The following is a 17,350-nucleotide window of genomic DNA, read 5'->3' as shown; positions in this document are numbered from 1 at the left end:
GACTCGGTCAAGGAGGCCCCATGCACACGCCTGGTCGCTTGTCCCGGAGGACGTTGGTCACGGCCGCCGCCGCGGGCGTCGTCACCGCCGTCGCCGCTCCCGCGCGGGCATCCGGCGCGCGGACCCGGTACCACACGGTGGGCCGGGTCAAAAGCGCCGCCGACGGATTCGTGCAGTACACCTGGCCCGGCATCTCCTTCGAGGGCCGGTTCCGCGGTACCGGCGTCGGCATCGTCCTGGACGACTCGGACAACGACTACGACGTCCAGATCGACGGACGCACCCACGGCACACTGGTGACCCCGGGCCGGACCGTCTCCTGGGTCGACGGCCTCTCGGACACCGATCACAGGGTGCGGCTCGTCAAGCGCACCGAAAGCCCGTGGGCCGTGGGCCGGTTCGGCGGATTCGTCGCCGCTTCCGGAGGCGCGATCCTCCCCAGACCCCGGGCGCGCAGCCGACAGATCGAGTTCATCGGTGACTCCTTCACCGCCGGCTACGGCAACGTCTCGGGCACGCGCGACTGTTCGGGCAACGGAGGAGTGAACCGGAACAGCAACGCCGACCTCGCCTTCGGCGCCCTCACCGCCCGAGGCCTCGACGCCGACTACCAGATCAACGCGTTCTCCGGCCGAGGCATGGTCCGCAACTACAACGGCAGCAGCCCCGACTCCGACTTCCGCACGTACTACGACCGGGCTCTGCTGAACGTCGCCGGCGACGTCTGGTCGCCCCCCGGCACCTGGCGGCCCCAGGTCGTGGTGGTCGGTCTGGGCATCAACGACTTCTCCACGCCCCTCAACCCGGGCGAGCGCTGGACCACGGAGGACGGTCTGGTCGCCGCCTACGAAGCCGCCTACCAGGGCTTCCTCGACAAGCTGCGCGCCCGGTACGGCCCCAGGACCTTCATCGTGGTCAGCGCCACCCGCCTCTCCCGCACCACCGCGTTCGCGCAGGCCACCCGGCACATCGTCCAGGAACGCAACCGGCGGGGCGACGACCGGGTCCGCCACTGGTACTACGACGATCCCGGCCTGGACTTCCTCGGCTGCGACTGGCACCCCTCCGTCGCGGACCACCGGACCGTCTCCGGTCTGCTCGACGACCACCTCGCCGGCCTCCCGCTGTGCTGGTGACCGGACGGCGCAACGGGTGCGTCAGCCGACAGGGGGCGTACGGATTGCGGCGATGTCGAACTGGAGACGCACCTTCTCACTCACCATCGCCCCGCCTTCGGCCAGTTTCGTGCTGTAGGTCAGGCCCCATTCGGAGCGGTTGATGGTGGTGGTGCCGTCGAAGCCGACCCGCTCGTATCCGAAGGGGTCGATGACGTGGCCTATGTAGGTGAGTTCCAGGACGACGGGGCGGGTGCTGTTCTTGATGGTGAGGTCGCCGGTCATGCGGTAGACGTCGGAACCCGCGAGGTGCACGGCGGTACTGGTGAAGCGCATGCGCGGATGGTTCCTGGCGTCCAGGAAGTCGCGACCGACCAGGTGGGCGTCCCGTTGTTCCACGCCCGTGTCGACGCTGGCGGTGTTCAGGATGATTTCGGCCTGCGAGCGGGCCGGGTCTCGGCCGTCGAAGTACAGGCGGCTCTGGTATTCCGTGAAGGCTCCGCGCACCGTGGTCACCATGGCATGCCGGACGGAGAAGCCGATCCTGCTGTGCGCGGGGTCGATGACCCATTCCCCGGTGAGATGCGCCAGGGCGGGATCCGGAAGAACCGCGGAGGCGGCGGCCTGTGACGCGGTGGAGTGCTGGGGAGTGGCAGCGGACTCCGGGCGGCGGAACGAGGTGCCACGGCTGAACAAATTCATGATTCACCTAAGTACTGCACAAGGGATGTTGTCGCAAGCCCGCATCGAGCGCCGGAGCCTTTCGGAGCCTTACCGCACCATCTGCGCACCTTCTCGGCATGTCCGGCGAACGAAAACTCCACACATTCACCATCAGGCCGCAAAGAAACGGAAGGGAATGAGCCGATCGCACGTCGGCCCACTCTTCCACGACTTCTCGGTCCAAACGTCTCGAAAACCTCTGGTCCGCTCCTACGAGGTGCGGACCTCGAAGTCTTCGTGAATGTCCCGGTATTCGCATTCTGCGACCGACCCGGATGAAGTCTGCATCTCTTCCCATGTCAGGTTGTCTCGAATGCAGTGCACAACGTGCCGCCCCGGACGGCCCCGCACCCACGGCGTCGTCAGCGGACCCCGGTGTGCCGGTGTTCGACGCGGTACAGGTCCGTGGAGGTGCTGATCAGTTCCCGCTGTTCCTCCCGGGAACCGACCATCGGCTGTGAGCCGTCGAGGGGGACCTGGGCGCTCTCCGGCAGGAACTTCACCGTCACCAGGCCGATGACACCGGCCAGCATCAGGTAGTAGGCCGGGACGAGGTCATTGCCGGTGACGCTGACCAGCGCCTCGGTCACCAGCGGGGTGGTTCCGCCGAAGGCGGCGACGGCGAAGTTGAAGCCGATGCCCATGGCGGCGTAGCGGACGGCTGTCGGGAACAGGGCGGGCAGGGTGGCGGCGCTCGGAGCGGCGAAGCAGGCCAGCAGGGTGGAGAGGATCAGTACGCCGAGGATCGGCGGCCAGGTTCCGTCCGCCTTGACGAGGAGGAAGGACGGGACGGCGAGGACGATCATCGCGGCGGCCGCGACGGCGTAGACGGGCCGCCGGCCGACGCGGTCGCTGAACCGCCCGATGAAGGTGATCAGCAGCACGATCCACACCATGCCGATCAGCACCAGGACGTCGGCGGAGCCGCTGGAGCGGTGCAGCGTCTCGGTCTGATAGGTGGGCAGGAACCCGGTGACCATGTAGTTGGTCACGTTGTAGAGCAGCACGAGGCCCATGCAGATCAGCAGCGGCCGCCAGTGGTCCTTGACGATGGTGCGCAGCTCGCCGCCCGCCGACTCCTGAGCGAGGTTCTTCTCGTGTTCGTCCAACTGCTGCTGGAACGCCGGGGACTCCTCCAGCTTGAGCCGCATGTAGAGACCGATGACGCCGAGCGGCCCGGCGATCAGGAACGGTAGGCGCCAGCCCCAGGAGACCATCTCGGCATCGCTGAGCAGCAGGTTCAGCACCGTGACCAGGGCGGAGCCGAGGGCGTAGCCGGTGAAGGTGCCGAAGTCGAGCCAGCTGGAGAGGAAGCCGCGGCGACGGTCCGGGGAGTACTCGGCGACGAAGGTGGTGGCGCCGCCGTACTCGCCGCCGGTGGAGAATCCCTGGACCATGCGGGCGAGCAGCAGGAGCACCGGGGCCGCGATGCCGATGGTGTCGTAACTGGGGATCAGGCCGATGGCGAAGGTGCCGGCCGCCATCATGATCATGGTGGTGGCGAGCACCTTCTGCCGGCCGATCCGGTCGCCCAGCGGGCCGAAGACGAGGCCGCCGAGAGGCCGGACGACGAACGCGGCGGCGAAGGTCGCGAAGGACGAGACCACCTGGGCGGCCGGTGAGGCGTCCGGGAAGAACACCTTGCCGATGGTGGCGGCGAGGTAGCTGTAGACGCCGAAGTCGAACCACTCCATGCAGTTGCCGAGCGCGGAGGCACCGACCGCACGCTTGAGCAGCGGCCGTTCGACGACCTGGACGTCCTCTTCGCGGAAGGCACCCTTGTTCCGGCGGAGTCGTCGGGTCAGCTCGTCGCGGACCTGCCGTGGCAGGTTCGCGACGGACTTCGGGATGTTTCCCCCGCCCGGCGGATGGGACTGCCCCTCGGGCCTCGCCTCGACCACGGTGCGCCTTTCTCGCGACATGACCTGTACCGCGCCGATCGTCCGGCGCACGTCACCGCTGCTGCCCGAGTTCGCGTGCGGCACACGGGAAACGCCTGCTCCGAATCACCGGCCGGCCGGCAGGTCAAGGGATGCGCTGGGTAGCGCCAAGAGGAGACCAAGATCCGCTGATGATTTCCCCCCGTCCGGCCATGGTTGGGCAACGCGAGGGATCAACCTCCGACTCGGACGTACGTTCCTCTCCGTGAAGACCGAAGACACCCCCCTCAGAACCTCCGGCCGGCAAATGGCCACCTCTGCCCGCGCACGGTTCGCCGCGTCCCGTCGCGGCTTCCTGCGCGCCGGGCTGTCCGGGGCCGCGGCCCTCGGGACCGGCGTCACCCTGGCCGCGATCCCCGCCTCCGCGGCGAGCCGCGGCACGAGCCGTCGTCCCAGCACTCCCGACGAAGCCCTGCGCGCACTGGCGGCGGGCAACGCCCGCTGGAGCACCTACCGGGAGAAGCACCCGGACGAGACCCCCACCGTCCGGCAGAGCGTGACCTCGGGTCAGCACCCCTTCGCCGTCATCCTCGGGTGCGTCGACTCCCGGGTGCCGCCGGAGCTCGTCTTCGACCAGGGCCTCGGTGATCTGCTCACCGTGCGCACCGCCGGGGAGGTCCTGGACGAGGCCGTGCTCGGCAGCGTCGCGTACGGCGTCCTCGAACTGCAGATTCCGCTGGTCCTGGTGCTGGGCCACCAGTCGTGCGGCGCCGTCAAGGCCGCCGTCCAGGCGGACACCTCCGGCGAGGAACTGCCCGCCCACATCCAGTATCTGGCCGACCAGATAGCGCCGAACATCGACCGCACCAAGGACGGCGACGCCCGCGTCGACTCCACCATCGACGCCAACATCCGGGCCGTCCGCACCCGGCTCGCCGCCGAGCCGGACCTCGCCGCCAAGGTGAACACCGGTCAGCTGGCCATCGTCGGCGCCCGCTACGAACTGACCAACCAGGTCGTCCACCACATCGTCTGACCACCACACGCCGGCGCGCGGGCCTCACGGTCCGCGCGCCGTGAACGCCGGGTGCGAGGCGCTGCGCGGGGTCCGCCCCTGGGCGTCCACCCACCCTTTTCGCGCCAGACGGCGCTGTGGCACGCCGCCCCCGAAAATCCGTTGCGGCGGCCCCTCCTCCCCCGGACCCTGACCCCATGTCCTCTCCGCTGCGCCCCGCCTCACTCGCCGACGCCCCCGGTCATCACCGGTCTGCTCAACGCCGTCGACGTGCTGGAGATCGGCCGGGCGGAGACCGACCTGCACACGGTCGAAGCCGATCTCAGGCATCCGGAGACCGATCTCGGGCGCGACTCCTGGCTGGCCTTCGACGGGGAGCGGCTGGTGGCGTACGGGCTGCTGTGGGACGAGTCCAAGGGCGAGCGCATCGACGCCGACCACTACGTGCTGCCCGATCACCAGCCGGCCGGGGCGCGGATCCTGGACGCGATGCAGGTCAGGGCGCTGCACAAGGCGCGTGCGAACGGTGCCGAGCGGGCCGTGGTGCATCTGCATCTCAACGTGGCGCCCACGGTCGACACCGGGCTGCTGCGCGCACGGGGGTGGACGGTCGTACGGCGGTATCACGTGCTGCGGCGGGCCCTCGGTCCTGGCCAGGCGCCGCCGCCGACGGCGCCCGACGGGGTGCGGGTGCGGTCCTGCGAGGCCGAGTCGGACCGGGTGCGCGTGCACGGGCTGTACCAGGCCTCGTTCGCCGGGCACTTCGACTTCCAGCCGCGGGCGTACGGCCCGTGGCTGCACGACGTCGACGGCGAGAGGCTCGACTGGTCGCTGGTGTTCATCGTCAGCACCGACGACCTCGGGGATGTCGGGTTCCTGATCGCCCGTGACGACCGCGAGGCCATGGGCTGGATCCGCAGCATCGGCGTGTCGCGCGAGGCCCGGGGGCGAGGGCTGGGCGGGTTCCTGCTGCGGCACGCGTTCGCCGCCTTCGCCGGGCGGGGACGGGACGCCGTGGGACTCGGCGTGGACACCGCCAACGCGACCGGAGCGCCCGAGTTGTACGCGCGCAACGGGATGAGCGTGCACTACGCCGTCGACACCTGGGAAGTGACCCTCACGTGAGGCGGGCACCGGTGCGGGTGACCGCGCCGTTCGCCCGAGTGAGCCTCTGGAGTGGTGGGATCCGCGGGGCTGACTGACGGTGGATCACGTCGAGGTCGGGTCACGTCGGCTGACGAAGTGGCAGCTGTCCCGGCCGAGGCGGAAGGAATACAGATGCGCTCTACACGCATGCTCCTGGCCGCGGCGGCGGCCGCGGCGGTCGTCGGGATCGCCGCACCCGGCGCCCACGCGGACGGGGGTGACTGGGGCCACGAGAAGTCCTCGGACAGTCATGAAAGCTCTTCATACAACAAGGAGCACGGCAAGGACGGCAGGCACGACGCGCCACGCGGCGGCATGCACACCGGTGGCGGCGCGCTGACCGTGGCGGACGACGAGGAGTGGGGCACGGCACGGGACCCCAAGCACGACCCTGAGACCTACCGGAGCGGCAAGGACGGCACGGAGGCGTACAAGAACACCAAGCACGACCCGGAGACCTACAAGGACTCGTACAGCGGCGGCCACTCCAAGGGCGGCCACGACAAGCCCCACGGTGGGATGCACACCGGAGGCGGCGCGCTTGCCTCGCCGGGTGTGACCGCCGGTGGGCTGGCCGTCCTGGCCATCGCCGGTGGCGGTCTGTACGCGGCGCGCCGCACCAGGACCGCCGGGAACACGGCCTGACCCGTGCCCGACGCGATACCGGCCGAGGCCGCCACTCGTGCGCCGGGTGGCGGCCTCGCCCGCGACCGCTTGTCACTCCGGGACTAAGCGGCGGCGCGCCGCACTCACCTCAGGCAAACGCACCGCCGATCCGCCCGGACCTCCCTTAGGTCGCTGCCATATTCGGAGGCGACTTCGGAGGTGGCTGTGACGACAGAGGTGACGACACCCCAGGCAGCGCAGACGGCGTGCACACCCGACCGAACCGTCGACCGGGTCGCCGACCTGGAACGCCGTCGAGCGACGGCCCTCGCGCCGGGGGGCCCGAGAAGACGCGGGGAGTTCGGGGCCCGGGAGCGGATCGACCGGCTGCTCGACGCGGGCTCCTTCACCGAGACGGGACAGTTCGTCCGCGCCCGCCTCACCGAGGGCGGGGGACACCGCCCCTACGGTGACGGCGTCGTCACCGGGCACGGCACGGTCGACGGCCGACCGGTGTGCGTGTTCGCCCAGGACTCCACCGTCTTCGGCGGCAGCATGGGCGAGGCCTTCGGCGAGAAGACCGTCGCCCTGATGGACCTGGCCCTGAAGACCGGCTGTCCGGTCGTCGGGCTCAACGACTCCGGCGGCGCCCGCATCCAGGAGGGCGTCGCCTCGCTCGCCCTCTACGCCGAGCTGGTGCGCCGCAACGTGCAGGCGTCCGGGGTGATCCCGCAGCTCTCGGTCGTGCTGGGGCCGTGCGCGGGCGGGGCCGCGTACTCGCCGGCCATCACCGACTTCACGGTGATGGTGGACAGCGCCTCCCACATGTTCGTCACCGGGCCCGACGTCATCGAGGCCGTGACCGGCGAGCGCACCACCGCCGAGGACCTGGGCGGCGCCCGCGCCAGCAACGCCGTCAACGGCAACGCGCACTTCCTCGCCGCCGACGAGGGCGACGCCCTGGAGACCGTACGGGAACTGCTGTCGTACCTGCCCGCCAACAACCTCGAACGGCCCCCCGAGTACGCACCCGGGTCCGCGCCCGCCGCGGACTGGCTCGACGAGGTCGTCCCCGACCGGCTCGGGCAGGTCTACGACATGCGGGACATCCTGCGGGCGGTCGTGGACGACGGTGAACTCCTCCACGTGCAGGAGCTGTTCGCGCCGAACATCATCTGTGCGCTGGCCCGGGTCGAGGGCCGTTCGGTCGGGGTCGTCGCCAACCAGCCGCTGCACTCGGCCGGGGTGCTCGACATCGACGCCTCCGAGAAGGCCGCGCGCTTCGTGCGGTTCTGCGACGCGTTCGGCATCCCGCTGCTGACCTTCGCCGACGTGCCGGGCTATCTGTCCGGTGTGCGGCAGGAGCGGGGCGGGATCATCCGGCGGGGCGCCAAGCTGTTGTACGCCTATGCCGAGGCGACCGTTCCCAAGGTGACCGTGGTCGTCCGCAAGGCGTACGGGGGCGGCTACGCGGTCATGGGCTCCAAACATCTGGGCGCCGACGTCAACCTCGCCTGGCCCACCGCGCGGATCGCCGTCATGGGCGCGGAGGGGGCGGTGGGGGTGCTGCACCGGCGTGAACTCGCCGCCGCGGACGATCCCGAGGCGCTGCGCGCCCGGCTCGTCGCCACGTACGAGAGCACCTACGGCACCCCCTATCTGGCCGCCGAACGCGGATACGTCGACGCCGTCATCGCGCCGCGCGAGACCCGCGCCCACATCTGCCGCGCCCTGCGCGCCCTGCGGGGCAAACGGGCACCGATGCCGCAGCGACGGCACGGCAACATCCCGCTCTGAGCTTCCCGGCCCGTTCCACCGCGCAACGCCTCCGCCCCGCAAGACGCTTCCGCGACGTGAGGAGCCACTCCCCTGATGGACAGCCGCCCCCCGCTCACGCCCGCGTGCCGGACCCTGCCGGAGTACGTGCGGCACTGGGCCGAAGCCGCCCCCGACCGACGGGCCTTCACCTTCGTCGAACATCCCGCCCCGCACTCGCGCGGCGTGCACCGCACCCTGACCTGGCGACGCCTGGACCTGCGGGTACGGGCACTCGCCGCCCGGCTCGCCGAGGAGGCCGAACCGGGGGCGCGGGTGGCGCTGCTGTGCCCGCAGGGCGTCGAGTACGTCACGGGGTTCCTGGCGGCCCTGGCCGCCGGGATGGTCGCCGTACCGCTGTATCCGCCCGGTCTGCCGGGGCACGCCGACCGGCTCGCGGGCGTGCTGGCCGACGCCTCCCCCACGGTCGTGGTGACCACCCGGCGCGAAGTGGAGGCCGTACGGGAGTTCTGCGCGGACCGGTCCCTGCGCGTCGTCGGCGCGGACCAGGTCGCCGACGCCGCCGCCGAGCACTTCAGGCCGGTCGCCGTCGACCCGGAGGCGGTCGCCTATCTGCAGTACACCTCCGGGTCGACGCGGGCGCCGGCGGGCGTGGAGATCACGCACGCCAACGTCGTCGCCAACGCGCGGCAGGCGCTGACCGCCTACCGTGCCGACGCGCACCCGGTGACCTGTGTCGGCTGGCTGCCGCTGTACCACGACATGGGGCTGGTGCTGAGTGTGGCCGCTCCCGTCGTGCGGGGACTGCTGTCGGTGCTCATGGACCCGGCGGCCTTCCTGCACCAGCCGGTGCGCTGGCTGCGCCTGCTGGCCGCGCATCCCCGGGCGCTGACCGCCGCGCCCAACTTCGCCTACGACTACTGTGCCGCCGCCGTCACGGCCGAACAGAAGGCCGATCTGCGGCTGGACGGCGTGGCCGCGCTGATCAACGGGAGCGAGCCGGTGCGCCCCGGCACCGTCGACCGCTTCCACGCCGCGTTCGCCGAGCGGGGGCTGCCGCCGGACCGGCACTGTCCCTCGTACGGGCTTGCCGAGGCGACGGTGTTCGTCAGCGCCGCCCGGCCCGGTGAGCCGCTGCGGCGGTTCGCTCTGGACCGGGACGCCCTCGCCGCCGGGAAGGCCCTGCCCGCACGGCCGGACGATCCCAGAGCCGTGCTGCTGGCCGGCTGCGGAACCCCGGCGGGGCAGCGGGTGCGGATCACCGACCCCGCGACGGATGCCGTCCTGCCGGAGGGCGAGGTCGGCGAGATCCGGGTGCAGGGACCCAACGTCGGACGCGGCTACCGCAACCGGGCCGCGGAGTCCCTGGACGTCTTCGGCGGCGAGACGGCCGGTCCCGGGGCCGGCGGCCGCTGGCTGCGCACCGGCGATCTGGGGACGGTACTGGACGGACAGCTGGTGGTCACCGGACGGTTGAAGGACCTCATCGTCGTCGACGGGCGCAACCACTACCCGCAGGACGTGGAGGCCACCGCCCAGGAGGCGCATCCGGCGGTGCGCCGGGACCGGCTCGCCGCCTTCCCCGTGCCCGGTCCCGAGGGCGAGCGGGTCGTGGTCGTGGCCGAGCACGCGCGCACCGCGCACCTCGACGCGCTCGACGTACCGGCTCTGGTGCGCGCGGTGCGCGCCGCGGTCTCCGTACGGCACGGGCTGCGGCCCGCGGACGTGGTGCTCGTGGCGCCGGGCACCGTGCCGCGAACGTCGAGCGGCAAGGTGTCGCGGGCGCTCACGCGGGCGCGCTACCTGGAGGGCGCCTACGGGCGGCCCGTCGGGGCGGCGGGGGGCGCGCGATGACGGCCGTCGACGAGGCCGCGCTGCGCCGGCTGATCGCCGAGCGGGTGGCCGTATGGAACGACATGGCTCCCGAGAACGTCCCCATGGACCGGCCGCTCGCCGACCTCGGCATGTCCTCCAGGGACGCGGTCGCCCTGGCCGGGGAGCTGTCGCACGCGCTCGGTCGCGAACTGCCCTCCACCCTGCTGTGGGAGACGCCGACCGGCGAGGCGCTGGTGTCCCGTCTGTGCGGCTGGGCGGAGGAGACCACCCCGCTCGCGGTGGCTCCCACGGTGGCGCCGGGTGAGCCCGTCGCGGTCATCGGGGTCGGGTGCCGGCTGCCCGGCGGGGTGCACGGGCCGGCCGACTACTGGCGGCTGCTGGGCGAGGGCGTCGACGCGATCCGCCGGGTGCCTGAGGACCGGTGGCGCGACTTCACCGCGTTTCCGCCCGCCGACGCGTCCCCGTACGGCGGCTACCTCGAGGACATCGCGGGGTTCGACGCGGACTTCTTCCACATCACCCCGCGTGAGGCGGCGGTGATGGACCCTCAGCAGCGCATCCTGCTGGAGGTCGTCCACGAGGCGCTCGACCACGCCGCCGTCCCGGCCGCGTCCCTGGCGGGCACCGCCACCGGCGTCTTCGTCGGCATCTCCGCCCCGGAGTACGGGCAGCTCACCGGTGCCGACCCGGCCGCCGTCGATCCGTGGGCGCCGGCCGGGGCGGCCCTGAGTGTCGCCGCGGGACGCCTGGCGTACGTCCTGGACACCCACGGGCCGAGCGTGGCCGTCGACACGGCCTGTTCCTCCTCGCTGGTCGCCCTGCACCAGGCCTGCGTCAGCCTGCGGACCGGCGAGAGCGACGCGGCGATCGCCGCCGGGGTCAACCTGCTGCTCTCCCCCACCGTCGGTGTCGCGTTCCGGCGGGCCGGTGCGCTGGCGCCGGACGGCCGGTGCAAGCCGTTCTCGGCGGCGGCGGACGGGATCGGCCGCGGCGAGGGCTGCGCGGCGGTGCTCCTGAAGCGGCTGTCCGACGCCGAACGGGACGGCGACCGGGTGCTGGCGGTGATCCGAGCCACCGCCGTCAACTCCGACGGCCGCTCGGGCGGCCTGATGGCACCCAACCCCGCCGCCCAGCAGGCCGTGCTGCAGAGCGCGTACGCCCGGGCCGGGCTCGACCCGGCGTGCGTCGACTACGTCGAGGCGCACGGAACCGGCACCTCCCTCGGCGACCCGATCGAGGCCGGTGCGCTCGATGCCGTGCTCGGCGCCGGCCGCGACCCCGACCAGCCGCTGCTGCTCGGTTCCGTCAAGGGCAACCTCGGCCACCTGGAGTCCGCCGCGGGCATCGCCGGCCTGGTGAAGACGGTCCTCGCCCTGCACCACGACCGCATCCCGTCCTCCCTGCACTGCGCCGAGGGCGCCCTCGGCGACGCACGCCTGCGGGTGGTGACCGAGCCCGAGCCGTGGCCCCGCTACGGCGGCACGGCCGTCGCCGGCGTCTCCGGCTTCGGGTTCAGCGGCACCAACGCCCATGCCGTACTGGAGGAATGGCGGCCCGGAGCCCTGCTGCCCGGCGCCGTACAGGAGCCCGCCGCCCGCCTGTACCCGCTCTCCGACGTCGACACCGAGCGCCTTCACGACACCGCTTCCCGGCTGGCCGGCTGGCTCCGCACCGGCGAGGGCCGCGCCGCGCACCTCGCCGACGTGGCGCGCACTCTCGCCGGGCGCACCGGCCGCGGGCCCGTACGGGCCGCCGTCGCCGCCCGCGACCGGGACGAACTCGCCGAGGGCCTGGCCGCGTTGGCGGCAGGACGGAGCGATGCGCGGGCCGTCACGAGCGAACGTGGCCTCGTCGGGCGCGGGCCGGTGTGGGTCTTCTCCGGGTACGGCAGCCAGTGGGCCGGCATGGGCCGGCGGCTGCTGGAGGAGGAACCGGCCTTCGCGGCCGCCGTGGAGAAGCTCGATCCCCAACTGGCCGCGGAGTGCGGCCTGTCCCTGTACGACCGGCTGGCCTCGGGTGACGGCCTGGACCGCCTGGAGGTCGCGCAGCCCGTCCTGTTCGGGCTTCAGGTGGCGCTCGCCGAGCTGTGGCGTTCCTACGGGGTCGAACCCGCCGCCGTGATCGGCCACTCCATGGGCGAGGTGGCCGCCGCGGTGTGCGCGGGCGCCCTGGACGTGGCGGACGCCGCCCGGGTGATCGCCGTACGGGCCCGGCTGCTCAGCCGGCTGAGCGGCGGCGCCATGGCGGTCGTCGACTTGGCAGACGGTGAACTGGAGGCGCTGGCGAAGGAGTTGCCCGGGGTCCAGGTGGCCGTGCACTCCTCGCCGCGTCACAAGGTCGTCACCGGTGACGAGGCGGAGGTGGCCCGGCTCGTCCGCCGGCTGGAGCGGGAAGGCCGGGCGGCGCGGGCCATGCGGGTGGTGGGTGCCGGACACTCACCGCAGGTGGACCCGTTGCTGCCGGAGCTGACCGAGGCGTTGGCCGGTGTGCAGGGGCGGCGGCCGCGGGTTCCGGTGTACTCCACCGTGCTGGCCGACCCGCGCGGGGAGAGCGCGTTCGACGCCGCGCACTGGGCGGCCAACCTGCGACGGCCCGTGCGTCTGGACCGGGCGCTGGCGGCCGCCGCCGCAGACGGCCACACCACCTTCGTGGAGATCTCGCCGCACCCCGTGCTGACGGGGGCCGTCGTCGACACCGTGCCCGACGCCCTCACCGTGGGCACGCTGCGCCGCGACGCGGACGGCTCGGCGGGGTTCGTGCGGCAGCTCGGTGCCCTGTACGCCGCGGGGGTCTCTCTGCCCCTGCCGCCCGGCCGTGTCATCGACCTGCCCGCACCGCGCTGGCGGCATGTGCGGCACTGGTGGACGGACGGCGCTCGTAGCCGCGGGAACGGGCCGGCGCAGGCGCCGGTAGCCACCGGCAAGAGGCCGGCGCAGGCACCCGTGGCCGCCGGGAACAGGTCGGCGCAGGCGCCGGCCGCCGGGAACGGGGCGGCCGATGTGCCGGTCGCCGCTCCGCACGCCGGGTCCACGTCCGTGCTCGCCCGGCTCCGGCACCACGTCGCCGCCGTCACCGGGCACCCCACGGCCCGGATCACGCCGGACGCCGCCTGGGCGGACCTCGGGCTGGACTCGCTGATGGCGGTCCGCATCCGTACGGCCGTGGAGCGTGAGTTCGGGATCGAGCTGCCGCTGCGCGACCTGCTCGGCACCGCGACCGTCGAGGAGGCGGCCGGGCGCGTCCGGCGGGCGGTGGGCGAGGGCTCGCCGTTGCGGGTTCTGCGGGACTCCGGTTCCGCGCCTCCGCTCTTCCTCGTGCATGCCGCCGGCGGTCCGACCGACGTCTACCGGGCGCTGGCCGAACGGCTCGGGGACGACCGGCCGGTGTACGGGCTGGAGCGGGTGGAAACGGCGCGCACGGTGACCGAGAAGGCCCGCCGCTATGCGGAGGCCATCGCCACCGCCCACCCCGACGGGCCCTGTCTGCTGGGTGGTTGGTCCTTCGGCGGGTTCGTCGCCCAGGAGACCGCTCGGCAACTGACCGCCGCCGGGCGGGACGTCGACCTGGTGGTGCTCATCGACTCCGTCCGGCCCCTGCCCCAGCCGGGGCGCACCCGGGCCGACCGGATCCGCGACCACTTCACGGGCTTCGCCCGGCATGTCGCCGAGACCTACGGTGCCCGGCTGGAGCTGCCGTACGACGAACTCGTGGCGACGGACGACGACGGGGAACGGATCGACGCCGTGCTGCGGGCGCTGCGCGAGGCCGTGGACGTGCCCCCGGCGGCGCTGGAGCATCAGCGGTCCTCGTACCTGGACCTGACGATCGGCGAGGCGCACCAGCCGGGCGCCTACGACGGGCGGGTGGTCCTGTACCGGGCCACCGAGCCCGCGCCGCACACCGTGCGCGACCCGGCGTACGAACGGGACGACGAGGCGCTGGGCTGGGACGAGCTGTGCTCGCGCCTGGAGGCCGTCCCCGTGGGCGGGCACCATCTGTCGCTGCTCGATCCGCCGCACGTCGACGTGATCGCCGTACATCTTCGGCGGCTGCTCGGCGCACCTGCGTACGCCGCCGAAGGAGCCGAGCAGACCAACTGAACCGAGAGCCGAGGAGCCGCCATGCCCCACCGCACCACCCACATGTCCCGGCGCGCCGTCACCAAGGGGGCCGCCGCCACGGGACTGGCCGTCCTGTTCGGAGCCGGGGCGGCCACCGGGCAGGCCAGGGCCGCCACCCGGCTCGGGCCGCGCACCCTGGACGTGTCCGTCCACTCCGCCGCGCTGGGCCGCAGCGCGGCGGTGCGGCTGATCCTGCCGTCGGATTTCCACACGCAGCCGGCCCGGACGTACCCCGTGCTGTACCTGCTGCACGGCGCCCACGACGACTACACCTCCTGGACCCGGGAGACGGACATCGAGGCCTTCACCGAGGGCCGGAACCTGATCGTCGCGATGCCGGACGCGGGCCCCACCGGGATTCCCACCGCCTGGCGCAGCGGACCCGACTACGAGACCTTCCAGGTGCGGGAGGTGCCGGCCCTGCTCCGCAGCGCCTACCGGGCCTCCGGCGTACGGGCCGTGGCCGGGGTGTCCACCGGCGGGTACGGGGCCATGGCGCACGCGGCCCGGCATCCCGGCGCGTTCACCGCCGCGGCCTCCTACAGCGGCATCCTCGACACCACGGCGCCCGGTGTGCCGAACATCATGGACGCCATCGTGGCCCGCGAGAACCTGGTCGTCCACTCCCTGTGGGGCAACCCGATCCTGAACCTCCTGACCTGGCGCGACTTCAACCCGCGCGCCCGCGCACAAGGGCTGCGCGGCACCGCCCTGTACGTCTCCAACGGCAGCGGACTGGCCGGCGGGAGCGGTGATCCGCTGCCCGCGGCGCTGGAGAGCGCGCTGTGGCCCTCCGCGCACAGTTTCACGGACACGCTCGCGCGCCACCGCGTCCCGGTCACCACGCACTTCTATCCGGGAGGAGGACACAGCTGGGCCTACTGGAAGGGGGAGTTCGCCGCGTCGTGGCCGATGCTCGCCCGTGCGCTGGGTCTGCCCGAGTGAGGCCGGAGCCGGCGGGGCACGGAACGGAGCGCAGGGATCGTCCGTCCAACACGGGACGTCCCACTCGCCCCATGGGAAACAACCCGTGGGTGAGCCGCTTCCGGGTGAAAGGAGTGTCCGCCGTGGCCGTTCCCGTCCCGCACGGCGTGCCGACCGGTCCCACAGCCCCGCCGGTGCCGTCCGATCTGGCCCAACTGCTGCGTGCCCAGCTGGAATCCGTCGCCGACGAGGTGGAGGAGGAGGTGCGCAGACAGGTTCCCGAGTACCTCCGCCTGGCCGACGGGGACGACCGGCGCAATCTCAGAGCCGGTGTGGTGCAGGCGTTGACGCTGTTCGTCGACCACATCGCCGACCCGCGCGGCCGGGGTGACGCGATCGCCGCGACGTACTACGAACTCGGGCGCGGCGAGGCCCTGGAGGGCCGCAGTCTGGACGCGCTGCAGTCGGCGCTGCGCGTGGGGGGCCTGCACGCCTGGCGGCTGATGGGCCGCACGGCGGAACAGCTCGGGCTGGACTCGGCGACCGTGTCGGCGCTCGGGGAGCTCGCGTTCCAGACCGTGCACGAGGTCGCGGAGGCGGCCGCGGCCGGTTACGCGGAGGCCCGGTCGCACAGCACGGACGAGCTGGAACGGCGTCGCAGGCGCCTGCTCGACCTGTTGCTGGGCGAAGGGCCGGTGTTCCTGGAGACCGTGCAGGACCTCGCGCACGGCGCGCGGTGGCCGGTGCCGCGGCAGGTCGCGGTCGTGGCGCTCGCGGCCGGGCCCGACCAGCGTGAGGAGGAACGTCCGCTGGCCGCCGCCGGCGCGCTGGTGGACATGGAGTCGCGGCCGCCGCGCATGCTGGTGCCCGACCCGGACGGGTCCGGCCGCTTCGGCGGCCGGGCGTTCGCCCTCGCGCTGCGCGGACGACCGGCCGCGATCGGCCCGTCGGTCGGCGTCACCGAGGCGGCGCGGTCGCTGCGCTGGGCCGGCCGGGCCCTCGCGCTGATGGGCCGCGGGATTCTGCCCCGGCAGGGCGTGGTGCGCTGCGCCGACCACCTGTCGACGCTGCTGCTGCACGGCGACGAGCCCCTGCTCGCGCACTTGCAGGCACGGGTCCTGGCCCCGCTCGACACGGTCTCGGCCGGGCAGCGCCCCCGGCTCGCCGAGACCCTGCTCGCCTGGCTCCTCAGCGGCAGCAACGTCCCCGACGTCGCCGCCCGGCTCCACATCCACCCGCAGACGGTCCGCTACCGCCTCAGGCAGCTGGAGAAGCTCTTCGGGGAGGCCCTGCACGAGCCGGACAGCCGCCTGGACCTCGTGCTGGCATTGCGCGCCGAGGCATTACGGGAGCAGGCTCCCGACAGCCGGTGAGATAGCCGGTGAGATAGCCGGTGAGATAGCCGTCGGGAACGATGCTCACGAGAGCTCAAAACGGCGCGACAATTCCATAATCCTCTGCATAACACTCCGCTGGGAAAGCGAATACGTTCGGGGCGTTCCACTTCCCAGGCGCATCCCGCGCCCCACACGCGGAGGATTCCCCATGCGTATCCGCTTGTGCCTCGCCGCGCTCTCATTGGCCGGCGGGGCAGGACTGGCGACTGTCTCGGCACCCACCGCCACAGCCGCCGCCTGCACGGACGTCTATGTCGTATCGGCCCGAGGCACCTTCGAGCCGGGCACACTCGGCTTCATCGTCGGAGACCCGGTGTATTCGGAACTCCGGAAGAAAATCGCCGGCAAAACCCTGTCCAGCTACAGTGTGGACTATCCGGCGAACCTTTCCCTGACGTCGGCCGCGCAGGGCAACAGGGATCTCGTCAACCACGTCACAAGCCAAGCAGCGGCGTGTCCCAACCAGCGCTTCATTCTGGTGGGATATTCGCAGGGCGCGAATGTCGTCGACAACTCGATCGGCATCAGCAGCGCGGGTGCGGTGGTCGGCAGCCCCATCGTCGCCACGATTCCCGCCGCCCTCGAACCGAAGGTCTCCGCCGTGCTGCTGTTCGGCAACCCGATCCGGGCCATCGGCAAGAGCGTCACCGGCACCTACCAGAGCCGCACCTTCGACATCTGCGCAGAGGGCGACCCCGTCTGCCAGTCCGGAGGAGGCGACACCGGAGCCCACCTCAGCTACCGCGACGACGCCGACGAGGCGGCCACGTTCGCCGCCGGCAAGGTCTGAGCCGCACAGGTCTGAGCCGCA

The 17,350-nt window shown here is 72.5% G+C and carries 12 protein-coding genes; 10 read left to right on the top strand and 2 right to left on the bottom strand.

Going from position 1 to position 17,350, the window contains the following annotated elements:
- Positions 1–20 precede the first annotated feature (20 nt).
- Positions 21–1,136, top strand: a complete 1,116-nt coding sequence (locus ACZ5XS_RS08665) for an SGNH/GDSL hydrolase family protein (RefSeq protein WP_468649092.1) — start codon at positions 21–23, stop codon at positions 1,134–1,136.
- A 21-nt stretch (positions 1,137–1,157) separates the two neighbouring features.
- Here ACZ5XS_RS08665 and ACZ5XS_RS08660 read toward each other — a convergent pair whose 3' ends face one another.
- A complete protein-coding gene (locus ACZ5XS_RS08660) occupies positions 1,158–1,817 on the bottom strand; it encodes a YceI family protein (RefSeq protein ID WP_468649090.1) in 660 nt (219 codons plus the stop codon).
- Between the two features lie 383 nt (positions 1,818–2,200).
- Positions 2,201–3,760, bottom strand: coding sequence for an MFS transporter (locus ACZ5XS_RS08655; protein ID WP_468649088.1), 1,560 nt, complete (start codon positions 3,758–3,760; stop codon positions 2,201–2,203).
- A 265-nt stretch (positions 3,761–4,025) separates the two neighbouring features.
- Here ACZ5XS_RS08655 and ACZ5XS_RS08650 point away from each other — a divergent pair, with 265 nt between their 5' ends.
- The 9 genes from ACZ5XS_RS08650 (at position 4,026) to ACZ5XS_RS08610 (ending at position 17,329) form a co-directional block, all read left to right on the top strand.
- Entirely contained in the window at positions 4,026–4,754 is a 729-nt protein-coding gene (locus ACZ5XS_RS08650) for a carbonic anhydrase (RefSeq protein WP_468649156.1), read from the top strand.
- A 249-nt stretch (positions 4,755–5,003) separates the two neighbouring features.
- A complete protein-coding gene (locus ACZ5XS_RS08645) occupies positions 5,004–5,858 on the top strand; it encodes a GNAT family N-acetyltransferase (RefSeq protein WP_468649086.1) in 855 nt (284 codons plus the stop codon).
- Positions 5,859–6,011: 153 nt separating this feature from the next.
- Entirely contained in the window at positions 6,012–6,524 is a 513-nt protein-coding gene (locus ACZ5XS_RS08640) for a hypothetical protein (protein WP_468649084.1), read from the top strand.
- 186 nt (positions 6,525–6,710) lie between these two features.
- Positions 6,711–8,282 (top strand): acyl-CoA carboxylase subunit beta, encoded by a 1,572-nt coding sequence (locus ACZ5XS_RS08635; RefSeq protein WP_468649082.1) that lies wholly within the window; start codon positions 6,711–6,713, stop codon positions 8,280–8,282.
- 75 nt (positions 8,283–8,357) lie between these two features.
- Complete coding sequence (locus ACZ5XS_RS08630) at positions 8,358–10,115, top strand: fatty acyl-AMP ligase (RefSeq protein WP_468649080.1); 1,758 nt, start codon at positions 8,358–8,360, stop codon at positions 10,113–10,115.
- Complete coding sequence (locus ACZ5XS_RS08625; protein WP_468649078.1) at positions 10,112–14,197, top strand: acyltransferase domain-containing protein; 4,086 nt, start codon at positions 10,112–10,114, stop codon at positions 14,195–14,197. The genes ACZ5XS_RS08630 and ACZ5XS_RS08625 overlap by 4 nt, the downstream gene beginning before the upstream one ends.
- Positions 14,198–14,218: 21 nt before the next feature.
- Positions 14,219–15,163, top strand: coding sequence for an alpha/beta hydrolase (locus ACZ5XS_RS08620; protein ID WP_468649076.1), 945 nt, complete (start codon positions 14,219–14,221; stop codon positions 15,161–15,163).
- 122 nt (positions 15,164–15,285) lie between these two features.
- Positions 15,286–16,515: a PucR family transcriptional regulator gene (locus ACZ5XS_RS08615; RefSeq protein ID WP_468649074.1), complete on the top strand. Its 1,230-nt coding sequence runs from the start codon at positions 15,286–15,288 to the stop codon at positions 16,513–16,515.
- Positions 16,516–16,687: 172 nt separating this feature from the next.
- Positions 16,688–17,329 carry a cutinase family protein gene (locus tag ACZ5XS_RS08610; protein WP_468649072.1) on the top strand — a complete coding sequence of 214 codons (642 nt, stop codon included), beginning with the start codon at positions 16,688–16,690 and terminating at the stop codon, positions 17,327–17,329.
- Positions 17,330–17,350 lie beyond the last annotated feature (21 nt).

The sequence above is a fragment of the Streptomyces sp. NPDC033131 genome (genome assembly GCF_055578365.1).
This window is presented reverse-complemented; position numbering and strand designations above follow the sequence as displayed.